This is a genomic window from Bacteroides sp. L10-4 (assembly GCF_013373675.1).
GTDB classification, from domain to species: Bacteria; Bacteroidota; Bacteroidia; order Bacteroidales; family Bacteroidaceae; genus Bacteroides; species Bacteroides muris.
This window is the reverse complement of the sequence record NZ_JABXJH010000023.1, coordinates 46,943-61,089: the sequence shown is the minus strand read 5'-3', so window position 1 is coordinate 61,089 and position 14,147 is coordinate 46,943. Positions and strand designations below refer to the sequence as shown.

Genomic DNA, 14,147 nt, shown 5'->3' with positions numbered 1-14,147 from the left:
GAAGACTCTTCTACCATGTTTTTATAAACCGGAATGTTAAAACAAAAATATTTTCTTGCGGGCATTTTTATTTTATCGGCTGAAAAACAGCCGATAAAATTGTCGTGGCGGAAAATAGAATGATTACTTGGAAAGGATTTATAAAGCCCTTTCCTTTCTTTTTATTCCCCACTATGTGAGGAATCCGAAGTCTGATTATTAAATAATCACATATATATTTATGGATAAAACCATTTATCTCTGCCTTGCCCACATGAGCGAGGAGGGTATTGAACAGAAATATGTAAAAGAAGCCTTCGATATGAACTGGGTGGTTCCTCTCGGCCCTAACGTGAATGCTTTTGAAGAGGATTTGAAACGTTTTGTAGGCGAAGGCAAGGAAGTGGTGGCACTTTCGGCCGGTACGGCGGCAGTACATTTGGCTCTGTTGGCTTGCGGAGTGGGACAGGGTGACGAAGTGATTGTACAAAGCTTCACATTCTGTGCGTCTTCGCATCCGGTCACTTATCTGGGGGCTGTTCCGGTATTTGTGGATTCTGAGAAAGAAACTTGGAACATGTCTCCGGAACTGTTGGAAGAAGCCATCAAGGACCGCATTGCCAAGACTGGAAAAAAGCCAAAAGCTATTGTTCCTGTGGCATTGTACGGCATGCCCTATGACTGTACACGTATCATGGAGATAGCCGATAGGTATGCTATTCCAGTGGTGGAAGATGCTGCCGAAGGTTTTGGCTCCCGTTTTAAGGGACAGGTACTGGGGACGTTCGGCAAGTTCGGGGTGCTGAGCTTTAACGGTAACAAGATGATTACTACCAGTGGCGGTGGTGCGTTGATTTGTAAAGATGCCGAAAGCAAGAATCAAATCATGTGGTATGCCACACAGGCTCGTGAGGCTTATCCTTATTATCAGCACGAGACGATAGGGTATAACTATCGCATGAGTAATATCTGTGCAGGTATTGGTCGTGGTCAAATGACCGTTGCCGATAAGCATATTGCACATCATCGGCATGTACAGGCTCTTTATAGGGAACTGCTTAAGGATGTGGAAGGGGTATTGCTCCATGAAGCCCCTTCGGCCGATTATGATTCCAACTTCTGGCTTTCCACAATTACCCTAGATTCTTCACTTCGCATCAAAGGGCAGGAAAATGCTTATAAGGATGTTGTCAGGACTGCCGTAGGTGGTGCTGCTGGTGTGATTCATGCCGTAGATTGTGCTACAACGGATTGTCAGCCCAACGAGAATGTGGAGGCTTTACGTGCTTTTATGCTTGACAAGAAAATAGAGGCACGCCCGGTTTGGAAACCGATGCACAAGCAGCCTGTCTATAAGGATGCTCCGGCTTATATCAATGGGGTATCCGAAGCTATTTTTAAAATCGGTATGTGTCTTCCTGCCGGGCCGTGGGTGACCGATGAGGATGTATATTATATCGTAAAGTGTATAAAAGAAGCCATAGTAAAATAATAGATGACAATGTTATGTGTCTTCAATAACAAATAAATACAGCTTTTAGCTACGACCTTGACAACGCTGTCGGTTGCCAATACGTCTGTCAATGCGGATTTCATCTATACCGTTATCTGCTCCGTTCTTGTCTTCTGTTTCTTCAACTTCCGCAAACGGGCCAAGTGCTTTGCGGGTGATGTGGGGTCGGTGAGCATTGCCTTCATCCTTCTTTTCCTGATAGGCAGGCTCATCATCCGGACGGAAGATTTCAGCTGGATAGTCCTTTTATCCGTTTACGGTGTGGATAGTGTGCTGACTATCATTCACCGCCTGATGCTTCACGAGAATATCGGCCTGCCGCATCGCAAGCATATGTATCAGATTATGGCGAATGAGCTGAAGATTCCCCATGTGGTGGTTTCTTCTATTTACATGGCAGTGCAGGCAATCATTGTCGTAGGATATATTTATTACCGGCAGTATGGCTATATCTTCCTGATAGGATGTATCTTACTGTTGAGCGCAATATATGTACTCTTCATGAAAAAGTACTTTTCAAGACATATCTCCTGAATTACTGTCTTCCGTTAATTCTACGATTTGTCTGCATCGTTTTTAGCTTCTGCATAAAGCAAAACGTATTGGCTCTATTTGAACTGTCCCAGTTATAGTCATAAAAAATAAATCGGGCGGTATACGATAATAAGAAATAATCCCGGACTTTTGACAAAGAGTCCGGGATTATTTCTTATTATCGTCTTTGAGGAGCTTTACTTAGCCGTTTTCAGCCATTTGTCCAGCCATTCAAAGAAGGTACGTTGCCACAGCACGCCGTTCTGGGGTTTCAGCACCCAGTGGTTTTCGTCCGGATAGATAAGCAGTTCGGCAGGAACGCCACGCATCACGGCTGCATCGAAGGCGGCCATTGCCTGGTTGGCAAGGATGCGGAAGTCCTTCTCTCCGTGGATGCAGAGGATAGGGGTGTCCCATTTGTCGACGAAGAGATGCGGGGAATTGGCAAAGGTGCGTTGTGCCGTAGCATTGTTCTTTTCCCAATAGGCTCCGCCCATATCCCAGTTGGCAAACCATTTCTCTTCCGTTTCCAGATACTGCATTTCCATGTTGAAGATACCGTCGTGTGCGATGAATGCCTTGAAGCGTTTGTCATGGTGTCCGGCAAGCCAATATACGGAGAAGCCTCCGAAGCTGGCGCCTACGCAACCCAGGCGGTCTTTGTCGACGAAAGGTTCCTTGGCCATTTCGTCAATGGCGGTGAAGTAGTCCTTCATGCACTGGCCGCCGTAATCGCCGCTGATGGCTTCGTTCCACTCTATACCGAAGCCCGGAAGACCGCGGCGGTTGGGGGCTACGATAATATAGTCGTTGGCTGCCATAATCTGGAAATTCCAACGGTAGCTCCAGAACTGGCTGACGGGACTCTGAGGGCCGCCTTCGCAGAAGAGGAGGGTGGGGTACTTCTTGTTGGGGTCGAATTGCGGAGGATAAATCACCCAGGTCAGCATCTGCTTGCCGTCGGTGGTCTTCATCCAGCGGGCTTCCACCTTGCCCATTTCCAGCTGGTCGTAGATCTGCTTGTTTTCTGTGGTCAGTTGCACTGCTTCTGCAAAAGCGTCGCCGTTGCGCGCACTGTTTACGGCATAGATTTCGTCGCCCATGCTCATGGAGTGGCGCTTGGCGATGAGTTTGTCTCCGCAAAGGGCGAGAGAGGCATAGTCGTGCATGCCGTCGGTGAGCCGGGTAAGCTTGTCGTTTCCGGCAAGGTCGATGTTGTAAATCTGTGTCTCGCCATGCCATACACCGATGAAGTAGATGCTCCGGGAGTCTTTGTTCCATAAGAAGGCGTCCACGTTCGATTCGAATGCCTTGCTTACAAAACGTTTCTCGCCGGTGGCACGGTCCATCACGCAAAGGCGGTTCTGGTCGGCTTCGTAGCCGTCGCGTTCCATGCTCTGCCAGGCGATGTATTTGCCGTCCGGCGAGTATTGCGGGTTGGTGTCGTAGCCTGCCATTTCGTCTTTGCCGTCAGAGTCTTTGGCATTCTGCTTGCAAAGGTTGATGAATCCGCCTTTGTTCACATCGTATTCGTATATGTCCGAATCGGTGGAGATGGCGTATGCCAGTCCGGTCTTCATGCGGCAGGTGAAGGCTACCTTGTCCGATGCCGGGCTCCAGGCAAGTTGTTCGATGCCTCCCCAGGGCTTCATCGGGCTTTCGTAGGGCAGGCCTTCGAGGATGTCTTTTACATTGCTGATGGCGTTGCCGTCGAAATCGGCCACGAACGGATGGGGGGCAGTGGTCACCCATTCGTCCCAGTGCTTGTACATCAGGTCGGTAACGACGATGCCGGTGGCTTTGGGAAGGTCCGGATGTTTGTCGGCCGTACTCTTCACGGTCTTTACCTGGGCAATGAAGAGGAGTTTCCTGCCGTCGGGCGAGAAAGAGAATCCTTCGATGTCTCCCTCGTACCGGGTCAGCTGTTTGCGTCCGCTGCCGTCGGGATTCATTTCCCATATCTGGCTGCTGCCGCCTTCGTTACAGAGGAAGGCAAGCTTCTTGCCGTCCTTGAACCACGTGGGCTGTCCTTCCTGCCAGGCATCCCGGGTTATCTGGGTGTTGCCGCTACCGTCGGCATTCATGACGAAGACTTCGCTGTTGCTCTTGTTCTGGGGCACGCTGTAATAGGATACCGTGTAGGCAATCTGTTTCTCGTCAGGGGATACGGACACACTGCCGATACGTCCCATGGCCCAGAGTGCCTCGGGTGTCATGCGCTTTCCTTCAATCTTAATGTCCGACCGCTGGATGAGCGTTGCTGCGTCCTGCTGCTGTCCGGCATCTTTTGTTCCTCCGCAGGAGGCCAATGTCATAGCTGCTGACATAAGTAGTAGATTTACTTGTTTCATATATGTTTTTTGTTTCGGTTATTCAGCGCAAAGATACTAAATTTTCCTTCCTTGCCAATTCCCACGTTTGATATATAGCCGGCTGAATATGAGAATAAAGCCGGAATAAACCATTTCCGAAGTCCAGCAGATGGCCACGTCGAGTTGGAGAATCAGGATAATGTAGGTGATATAGACTGTGTAGATGACCAGCGTTGCCATCTCCAGCCCCAATGCCGTACGCGTGTTACCGGTTCCGGAAACTGCCTGGAAATAGACATTGGCAGGAACCAGGAACAGATAGGTGGAGCACATCACCCAGAGCGAATGCACGGCTGCGTCCTGCAGGTCGGGCATGTCGGTATAGATTCCCAGAATCAGCCTGGGGAACAGCGCGAAAAGCAATGCCAGCGGAAGTACGAAAACGTAGGCTATGCGTACGTGCTGCCGGATGGTGCCTGCCACGCAATCGGAGTTGCCTGCGCCGATGAGGTTGCTTACTATCGAACCGCAGGTAGAGGCAAACGCCATGAGTACCATGAACAGTATGCCGGACACATTGCGGATAATGTTGGTCACTGCCAGCGAGCGCTCTCCCAAATGCTCCACATAGAGGAAGAAAAGGAACCAGGTGGAGAGGGAAAAGAAGTTCTGTATCATGGTCCAGAAGGAGACGTTCAGCATCCGTTTCAATACGTCCATCCGGAACTTCGGAATATGGTCCAGCCCATACTTGCGGCAGTCGATACGGCTGCGGGTATGGAGGATGAAGAATACCAGTGAAACCAGCTCGGCCAGCGAAGAACCGATAGCCGCTCCGGCAATGCCGAGCGCCGGGAAGCCGAATTGGCCGAAGATTAGGGTATAGTTGAATACGACATTACTCAGTACCATGACGATGGAGTTCAGCGTCAGAGTCTTGGTCTGGGTGGTTCCCAGGAAAAAGGCACGGAATATAACGGCGCTGAAAGAGAAGAAAGCTCCGAATACCCGCCAGTGCAGATAACTGGCAGCTGCTTCGTAGATGTGCTCGGATGAGACAATCTGTTTCAGGATGAGCGGCGAGAAGCAGTAGGAGAGCAGGAACATGAGGGCTGCCAGCCCTATCTGGAAGTAGATGCCTTGATAGAACAAGTCACCGATTTCCTTGTACTGCCGTTCGCCGTTGCGCCGGGCAATGAGTATCTGTGCCCCGATACTGAAGCCGAAGGCAACCATGAAGATGACCATGTAGAAGACACCGGCGATGGCAGATGCCCCCAGTTCGACTTCGCCCACGCGCCCAAGGAAGGCGGTGTCCGTCATACCTATCATCTGCTCCATAAGGAGGCTGATCAGGATAGGGTAGGCGATGAGCCAGATTTGTTTGTAAGTGTATTTAGTCTGCATAGTTAAATGGTTAATATGAATATGGAAAATACGACAATATATGTCAGGGTACTTTACAATATATGTTAGATTGCTTTACAATATATGTCAGGGTACTTTACAATATATGTAAAAAGACGAAAGGCTGCGCTTTATATGTACCCCATATTACAGCGCAGCCTTTTTTATCCGGTCAACTTGTTTCCTCGTCAACTACTTTTTATTCTGTCTTTCTTTCATCATCTGCTCCTGCTGTTTCTGCATGGCTTCCAGACGGGCTGCAAAACCGGTTTTCTTCATCTTCTTCGGGTCTTTCTTGTTGGCTTCCAACTGGGCAAGAAGGGCTTCCTCATTGGTTGTCTTGCGCATGATGAGCGTTGTTACCACACTGATCAGAGTAGAGATGAAGTAGTAATAGTTCAATCCCGAAGGATAGTCGTTCAATATGAAGAGGAGCATGACAGGCATCAGGTATGACATCCACTTCATGGCAGCCATCTGCGGATTGGCACCCGTATCCTGCTGCTGCATCATGTACTTCGTGTTCAATATGTTGGTAGCCGTCATCAGCAGGCAGAACAAGCTGAGGTGGCTGCCCAGGAACGGGATATGGAACGGGAAGTTGATGAACGCATCATAAGTGGAAAGGTCGTCTGCCCACAAGAAGCTCTGCTGGCGGAGCTCGATGGCACTCGGCACGAACATGAACAAGGCCATCAAGATAGGGAACTGTATCAGCATAGGCAGACATCCGCCCATGGGGCTGACCCCGTACTGGCTGTAAAGTCCCATCATTTCCTGCTGCTTCTTCATGGCATCTTCCTGCTTGGGGTACTTCTTGTTTATCTCGTCGATTTTCGGTTTCAGTACGCGCATCTTGGCAGAAGACATGTAGGTCTTCCACGTGGTCGGGAATACCACCGCCTTTACAATCAGCGTCATGAGCAACAGTACGATACCCATGCTCAGGCCCCAGCTGGACAGCCAGTCGAAGATGTTGATGGTGAACCATTTGTTTATCCAGCGGATGAGCGGCCAGCCCAGATGGACCAAGCGGTTCAGCTCCCACTTCTCGTCGCGTCCCTTGTCGAGTGCGGTCAGAGTCTTGTAGTGATTGGGGCCGAAGTAGAAGACCAGCCGGGTAGGTTCCTTGCCGGTAGGATCGAACTTCGTGCTCATCTCTGCAGAATAGTCCTTGATGTAGCCGCTGCCTTGAGTCTCCATCTTGGAACTCAGCTTGGTCTTTTCAAAGTCGGCATCTGCCAGGAATACCGAAGAGAAGAACTGGTTCTTGAAAGCAATCCAGTCCAGACGTTCCTGAACTTCCTTTTCATCGTTGTTGTTGGCCGACAGATAATCGGTACCCTCTCCGGTGATTTTGTAAGTCAGTTCAGCCAGACGGTTCTCGTAGGTATATCCCTTTTCTATCTGACGGGCACGCTGAGACCACTCGATGTCCACATAATTGTTGGTAGCCGCCAGCTTGCCTTCCATGTTGACTGCCTGGATAGTAAAGTCTATCAGGTATGTGTCGTTGTGCATGCTGTAGGTAAAGTCGATATGGCTGTTGCCGTCTGCCGACAAACGCATGGTGACGGTACTGTCCGTACGGTTCACTGCGGTGAAATAATAGTCTTCCGTCTGGATGGTCTCCTTTTTGTTGTAAAAGAGGAAATTCATGGAGGCGTCGTTGCCGCTGAACAGTGTGACGGGAGTCGTTTTGTCTTGTCCCATATATTCCTTCAGCGTGGCCGAAGCTATGCGTCCGCCTTTTGTATCTACGGTTATCTCTGCCAGGTTGTTCTGGATGGTTACTTGCGAGTTGGTTCCTTGACGGGCGTCGAAGAAGAGGGCGGTGGAGTCAACGCTTGCTTCCGCTCCGTTTTCATTGGCCAGGGCTGCTTCCGCCTTGGCTTTCAAGTCAGCCTCGCGCTGTTGCACCTGGGCTATGGAGTCGTAGTAACGTTGCTGTGCTTCCAACTGCTCCTGGCTGGGACGGCTCAGAAAGCTGAAACCTACTAACAATATCGCTATCAGAACAAGACCTGTGATGGTATTTTTATCCATTCTTTGTTGATTACAGATTACTATTTACAAATTATTTCTTTTCGTTTTCGTTTTCGATGGCGGCCTTCACGAATGCTACGAACAGCGGGTGCGGATGCAATACCGTACTGCTGTATTCGGGATGGAACTGGGTGCCGACAAACCACTTCAATGCGGGTATCTCGACGATTTCCACCAGGTCCGATTCGGGGTTTATGCCCACACACTTCATGCCTGCCGCCTCGTAGGCATCCTTGAAGCTGTTGTTGAACTCGTAGCGGTGGCGATGACGCTCCTGGATATGTTCGTCCCCGTATGCCTCGTATGCCTTGCTGCCTTGCTGCAGAATACACTCATAGGCACCCAGACGCATGGTTCCACCCATATTGGTGATGGACTTCTGCTCTTCCATGATGTCGATGACATTGTGCGGTGTCTTTTCATCCATCTCACGTGAGTTGGCATCGGCGTAGCCCAATACATTACGGGCAAATTCGATGGCGATGCACTGCATGCCCAGACAGATACCGAAGGTGGGTATGTCGTGCGTACGCGCATATTTGATGGCTACGAACTTGCCGGCAACGCCGCGTTCGCCGAATCCCGGACCGATAAGCACGCCTGCCATGCCTTTCAGGGCTTCCGCCACATTCTCGTCCGTCAGCTTTTCACTGTTCACGAAGTCCACCGATACCTTGCGGTCGTTGTAGGTCCCTGCTTGTGAAAGGGCCTCGCGGATAGACTTGTAGGCATCCTGCAAGTCATACTTGCCCACCAGTGCGATGTGCAGCGGGGCAGTCTTTTCGGCTTTATGACGGCGTTCGAGGAAAGCACGCCACGGTCCCAGTCCCGGAGTGTCGCCCACGGGAAGCCCCATTTTCTTCAGAATGGTGACGTCCAGCCCCTGGGCCTGCATCAAGATGGGTACTTCGTAGATGGTAGGAGCGTCGATGCTCTGCACCACGGCATTCTCGTCCACATTGCAGAATAGAGCCACCTTCTTGCGCAGGGTGGTGCTCAGCTCGTGCTCCGTACGCAGTACGAGTACATCGGGCTGGATACCGGCACTTTGCAGTTCCTTCACGGAGTGTTGGGTGGGCTTGGTCTTCAGCTCGCCGGCAGCAGCCAGATAGGGAACATAAGTAAGGTGTACGCACAAGGCATCTTTCCCCAGTTCCCACTTCAGCTGACGGATGCTTTCCAGATAGGGCAGAGACTCTATGTCGCCCACTGTGCCGCCAATCTCGGTAATGACAAAATCGAATTTGTATTTGTTTCCCAACAGTTTCACGTTACGCTTGATTTCGTCTGTAATATGGGGAATAACCTGGATTGTTTTTCCCAGATAGTCGCCCCGGCGCTCTTTGTCGATGACGCTCTTGTAGATGCGTCCGGTAGTGATGTTGTTGGCCTTGGTGGTCTGGATGCCCAGGAAGCGCTCGTAATGGCCCAAGTCGAGGTCGGCTTCATGACCGTCCACGGTAACGTAGCATTCGCCGTGTTCGTATGGGTTCAGTGTACCCGGATCGATGTTGATATACGGGTCAAACTTCTGGATGGTTACCTTGTAACCTCTTGCTTGCAGCAATTTACCGATGGAGGATGAGATGATACCTTTACCTAATGAAGAGGCAACGCCACCGGTGACGAAAATATACTTTGTTTCTCCCACAACTATATTGTTTTATTAATTGTTTAATCTAATGCCAGGAGCCTATACGACTTTGTCCGTTCAGGCTGCATGCTGTTCCCCTCAGTGCGCATGGAACTTAAAAAGCGCAAAATTATAAAAAAAAGAGGAAGTAGAGAAAGTTTCGATGAAACAATTATTAAAAAATACGATTTCATCGAAGAAAGTCCTTCTTGCCTTTTTCTTATGGCTTTTCTATGTTTTCTAAACATTTTAAGCTAAATTTGCGCTCGAAACATAGACTTTAGGGCATTATGAAGAATAGACACATTGCATTTTGGTTGATTGCTACGATGTTTTCTTCGTCGGTGATGGCACAGAATACGCTGGATGCCACCTCGAAGAAGAGTGGACAGGAAACAACAGTAAAAACCGATACCCTGCCGGAGATAATGAAAGAATATATGATTCTGAAACTGAAGCCGGAAGATATGGGTTACAAGCTGGATACGGTTTCCATATTATATGAAAGGTATTTCGGAGTACTGGGTTATCTGAATGACCCCACGACCCCGGAACGTTATATACCTTCCAATCCGAACTACTATAGGTTGTTCCTTCCCCTTACCTATTATTATGCTCCCATGAGACGTCTTTCCAAGGTAGACTGGCGTTTCCAGATGCCCGATACGGTGCCCGCCCTGACGCGCGAGATGCTGCCGTTCGATACGCTGAGCTTCACTTCGAAGGAACGTGCCAACAAGCTGGTAGACCGCACGTTGCTGAACACGTATGTGGATTGTCCCGGTCTGGTTGTAATGACCGAGAAGCAGGTGATGAAAGGGAGGATATTCAAGGATGATATAGAGAAGGAGGCTTCTTCCAAGCCGTCCGTCGTGAAACTGTTTGCACAAGAGAATATGGTGGGAGTGAAGGAGGAAGCCGACGTGATTATCCACAAGCCCAACTGGTGGGTGACGGGTGGAAACGGTTCATTGCAGATTACCCAGAACTATATCTCCGACAACTGGTACAAGGGAGGTGAGAGCACTAACGCCGTGCTTGCCAACCTGCAATTGTTTGCCAACTATAATGACCGTGAAAAGGTGCAGTGGGAAAATCTGCTCGATGCCAAGCTGGGCTTCAGCTCCGCACCTTCTGACGAGTTTCATAACTATCTGGTAAGTACCGACCAACTCCGGCTGTACAGTAAACTGGGTATTCAGGCTGCGTCCAAGTGGTATTATACCATCACGACTGAGTTTAAGACCCAGTTCTGCAATGGCTACAAGGCCAACAGTGAAGAGCTGGTTTCGGCTTTCTTTGCTCCGGCGGACTGGTCGAGCAGTATCGGTATGGACTACAAGTTGAAGAAGCAGAAATTCAGCTTGTCCGTTTTCATGGCTCCGCTGACGTACATGCTGCGCTATGTAGGAAATAAGGGGGTGAATGAAGTGAGTTTCGGTCTTGATGAGGGCAAATGCGTGAAGCATAACTTTGGTTCGCAGATACAGCCTACACTTTCATGGACTATCATTCCTTCCATCACGCTGGATTCCCGCTTGGACTTCCAGACCAGTTATGAGTGGACACGTATTGAATGGGAAAACACGGTGAACTTTGTGCTGAACCGCTATCTTTCCACCAAGCTCTATGTGCACGCTCGCTATGACGATAGTGCCAAGCCGACGGAAGGGGACAGCTATTTTCAGGTAAAAGAATTGCTCAGCTTCGGTATCAATTACAAATGGTAAATAAACAAATGGTCTGTTCGGAGCGAGCGGATTATATGTTTCAAGTAGTCGGACGGTCTGTTTTTCCTCGACAGGCCGTCTGTTTTTTGTCTTTTTGTAGTCTGCGGCAAGTGAAAAAACATAAAAACATAGAAAAAGCACGTTTACGAACACAGAAAATGCAGAGGAAAGGCTTGCAGTTCACAAATAATGCGTAAATTTGCCGAGATTTGTAATGCACACTTTGCAAAATGGCGAATACTATAAGACATCAGGGTATTGTGGAAAACATAAGCGGTGTTCATCTCCAAGTGAGAATCATTCAGACTTCAGCATGCGCTTCGTGTAGTGTCAAGGGACATTGCACCTCTGCGGATACGAAAGAGAAACTTGTCGATGTAACCGATGCTCATGCCGCATCCTACCATCCCGGCGACCGCGTATGGGTGACGGGCGAACTTTCAATGGGAGTGATGGCGCTTCTGTTAGCTTTCATATTTCCTTTTCTCATTCTGATAATCTCACTGTTTGTCTTTATGGCCATCTGGGATGACGAACTGCGTTCCGCGCTTTGTTCGCTGTCACTTCTTATACCTTATTATTATATCTTGTGGCTGAACAAGTCGCGGCTGGGTAAGAAATTCTCATTTTCCGTACGACCGATGAATTAACTAATAATAAAACAAATAATTAATAAACAACTAATTTATGAATGTAATTCTGATTGCAGTGATTTCATTGGGAGTTATAGCGCTGGTATCGGCCGCTATTCTTTACGTGGCTTCCAAGAAATTCGCCGTGTATGAAGATCCGCGGATTGCCCAGGTGGCAGAGGTGTTGCCTCAGGCAAATTGCGGTGGATGTGGTTATCCCGGTTGTAGCGGATTTGCAGACGCTTGCGTAAAGGCAGGTTCGCTGGATGGTAAACTTTGTCCGGTGGGCGGGCAGCCCGTCATGACAAAGATTGCTGGCATTCTGGGCTTGGATGCTGCTGCCTCCGAACCTATGGTTGCGGTGGTGAGATGTAATGGAACTTGTGCCAACCGTCCTCGTGTGAACCAATACGACGGTGCCCGGAGTTGTGCCATTGCGGCCTCGCTCTATGGTGGCGAAACGGGTTGTAGTTATGGCTGTCTGGGATGCGGCGACTGTGTGGCTGCCTGCCAGTTCGATGCTATCCGCATGAACCCCGAGACCGGACTTCCCGAAGTGGACGAAGAAAAGTGTACGGCTTGCGGAGCTTGTGCCAAGGCTTGTCCGAAGTCTATCATTGAAATCCGTCCTCAGGGCAAGAAGTCACGCCGTGTATACGTACAGTGCGTAAACAAGGACAAGGGTGCCGTAGCGCGCAAAGCCTGTACGGCGGCATGTATCGGTTGCGGCAAGTGTATGAAGGTTTGCCCGTTCGAGGCTATCACGCTGGAAAACAATCTGGCTTACATCGATCCCAACAAGTGTAAATCCTGCCGCAAGTGCGAAGAGGCTTGTCCGCAAAACACAATCATTGCCCTCAACTTCCCGCCGCGCAAACCGAAGGCTGACGATGCGGCTCCCCAAGCAAAGGTTGCGGCTCCTAAAGCAGAGGTTGAGACTCCCAGAGCAGAGGCTTAGACTTCCCAAGCTGAGGTATGAATTAATAAAGTAAATAAACGACTAAAAATACAGAATTGTATGTTGAAGACATTTTCAATTGGTGGAGTTCATCCACACGAAAATAAACTTTCAGCACATCAGCCTATCATCAAGGCAGAGATTCCGGCCAAGGTCGCTATCTTGCTGGGACAGCACATCGGTGCCCCGGCCAAGCCCATCGTTGCCAAAGGTGATGTTGTGAAAGTGGGTACAAAGATTGCCGAACCCGGCGGCTTTGTATCGGCAGCCATCCATTCGTCTGTCAGCGGAAAGGTCGCTAAGATTGACACGATTGTCGATGCCAGCGGCTACGCCAAGCCTGCCATATTCATTGATGTGGAAGGGGACGAGTGGGAAGAGTCCATTGACCGTTCCGAAATATTGGTAAAGGAATGCAGTCTGACTTCCGAGGAAATCGTGAAGAAAATCGCCGATGCCGGTATCGTAGGTCTGGGCGGTGCATGCTTCCCTGCACAGGTCAAGCTGTGTCCTCCTCCTGCATTCAAGGCAGAATGCGTCATCATCAACGCTGTAGAGTGCGAGCCGTATCTGACCGCCGACCATCAGCTGATGCTGGAACATGCGGAAGAAATTATGGTAGGTGTATCCATTCTGATGAAAGCGGTAAAGGTGAACAAAGCATTCATCGGCATTGAGAACAACAAGCCCGATGCCATCCAGCTGATGACGAAAGTCGCCTCCAGCTATGCCGGTATCGAGGTGGTGCCCTTGAAAGTACAATATCCGCAGGGAGGTGAGAAGCAGTTGATCGATGCAGTCATCAACCGTCAGGTTGCCGCCGGTGCGCTGCCTATCTCCACGGGAGCCGTGGTGCAGAATGTGGGTACCGCATTTGCCGTTTACCAGGCCGTGCAGAAGAACAAGCCTCTGTTCGAGCGTGTCATTACCGTGACCGGCAAGTCTCTGGCCAAGCCGTCCAACTTCCTGGCACGTATCGGCACGCCGATGAAGCAGCTGATTGAAGCCTGCGGCGGCCTGCCCGAAGATACGGGCAAGATTATCGGCGGTGGTCCGATGATGGGTAAAGCCTTGGTGAATACGGATGTTCCGACTGCCAAAGGCAGCTCAGGCATTCTGATTATGAACGAAAAAGAGGCCAAGCGCGGCGAGGCGCAGCCTTGTATCCGTTGTGCCAAGTGTGTGGGAGCCTGCCCGATGGGGCTGGAGCCGTATCTGCTGGCTACCGTTTCGGCCCACGGAGATTTTGAAAGAGTAGAGAAAGAAGACATTATGTCGTGTATCGAATGCGGTTCATGCCAGTTCACTTGTCCTTCCAACCGCCCGATGCTGGATTACATCCGCTTGGGCAAGGGTAAGGTAGGAGCGATGATCCGTGCACGTCAAGCTAAAAAATAACGAAG

General features: G+C 49.9%; 10 protein-coding genes. 6 read left to right on the top strand and 4 right to left on the bottom strand.

The features are described from left to right. The first annotated feature begins 220 nt into the window (after positions 1 to 220). Together HU824_RS09325 and HU824_RS09320 are read left to right on the top strand one after the other, a co-directional pair. Positions 221 to 1,471, top strand: a complete 1,251-nt coding sequence (locus HU824_RS09325; protein WP_136009994.1) for a DegT/DnrJ/EryC1/StrS aminotransferase family protein — start codon at positions 221 to 223, stop codon at positions 1,469 to 1,471. A 36-nt stretch (positions 1,472 to 1,507) separates the two neighbouring features. Continuing rightward, on the top strand, positions 1,508 to 2,026 hold the full coding sequence (locus HU824_RS09320; protein WP_369692697.1) for a hypothetical protein: 519 nt from the start codon (positions 1,508 to 1,510) through the stop codon (positions 2,024 to 2,026). 197 nt (positions 2,027 to 2,223) lie between these two features. Here HU824_RS09320 and HU824_RS09315 read toward each other — a convergent pair whose 3' ends face one another. The 4 genes from HU824_RS09315 to HU824_RS09300 form a co-directional block, all read right to left on the bottom strand. Next, positions 2,224 to 4,377, bottom strand: coding sequence for a S9 family peptidase (locus tag HU824_RS09315; protein ID WP_176468695.1), 2,154 nt, complete (start codon positions 4,375 to 4,377; stop codon positions 2,224 to 2,226). Between the two features lie 36 nt (positions 4,378 to 4,413). Further along, the gene (locus HU824_RS09310) at positions 4,414 to 5,745 is read right to left on the bottom strand and encodes an MATE family efflux transporter (protein ID WP_176468694.1); all 1,332 of its coding nucleotides are present in this window, start codon (positions 5,743 to 5,745) and stop codon (positions 4,414 to 4,416) included. A 192-nt stretch (positions 5,746 to 5,937) separates the two neighbouring features. Continuing rightward, complete coding sequence (yidC, locus tag HU824_RS09305; RefSeq protein ID WP_176468693.1) at positions 5,938 to 7,791, bottom strand: membrane protein insertase YidC; 1,854 nt, start codon at positions 7,789 to 7,791, stop codon at positions 5,938 to 5,940. Between the two features lie 31 nt (positions 7,792 to 7,822). Further along, positions 7,823 to 9,442 carry a CTP synthase gene (locus tag HU824_RS09300; protein WP_136009990.1) on the bottom strand — a complete coding sequence of 540 codons (1,620 nt, stop codon included), beginning with the start codon at positions 9,440 to 9,442 and terminating at the stop codon, positions 7,823 to 7,825. A 272-nt stretch (positions 9,443 to 9,714) separates the two neighbouring features. On the opposite strand from HU824_RS09300, the gene HU824_RS09295 reads away from it, so the two are divergent. The 4 genes from HU824_RS09295 to rsxC all read left to right on the top strand — a co-directional run bounded on the left by HU824_RS09295 (position 9,715) and on the right by rsxC (position 14,142). Then, the gene (locus HU824_RS09295) at positions 9,715 to 11,154 is read left to right on the top strand and encodes a DUF3078 domain-containing protein (protein ID WP_176468692.1); all 1,440 of its coding nucleotides are present in this window, start codon (positions 9,715 to 9,717) and stop codon (positions 11,152 to 11,154) included. 230 nt (positions 11,155 to 11,384) lie between these two features. Then, entirely contained in the window at positions 11,385 to 11,804 is a 420-nt protein-coding gene (locus tag HU824_RS09290) for a SoxR reducing system RseC family protein (protein ID WP_176468691.1), read from the top strand. Positions 11,805 to 11,841: 37 nt separating this feature from the next. Then, a complete protein-coding gene (locus tag HU824_RS09285; protein ID WP_176468690.1) occupies positions 11,842 to 12,744 on the top strand; it encodes a Fe-S cluster domain-containing protein in 903 nt (300 codons plus the stop codon). A gap of 60 nt (positions 12,745 to 12,804) precedes the next feature. Beyond that, on the top strand, positions 12,805 to 14,142 hold the full coding sequence (gene rsxC, locus HU824_RS09280) for an electron transport complex subunit RsxC (protein WP_136009986.1): 1,338 nt from the start codon (positions 12,805 to 12,807) through the stop codon (positions 14,140 to 14,142). Positions 14,143 to 14,147: the final 5 nt, after the last annotated feature.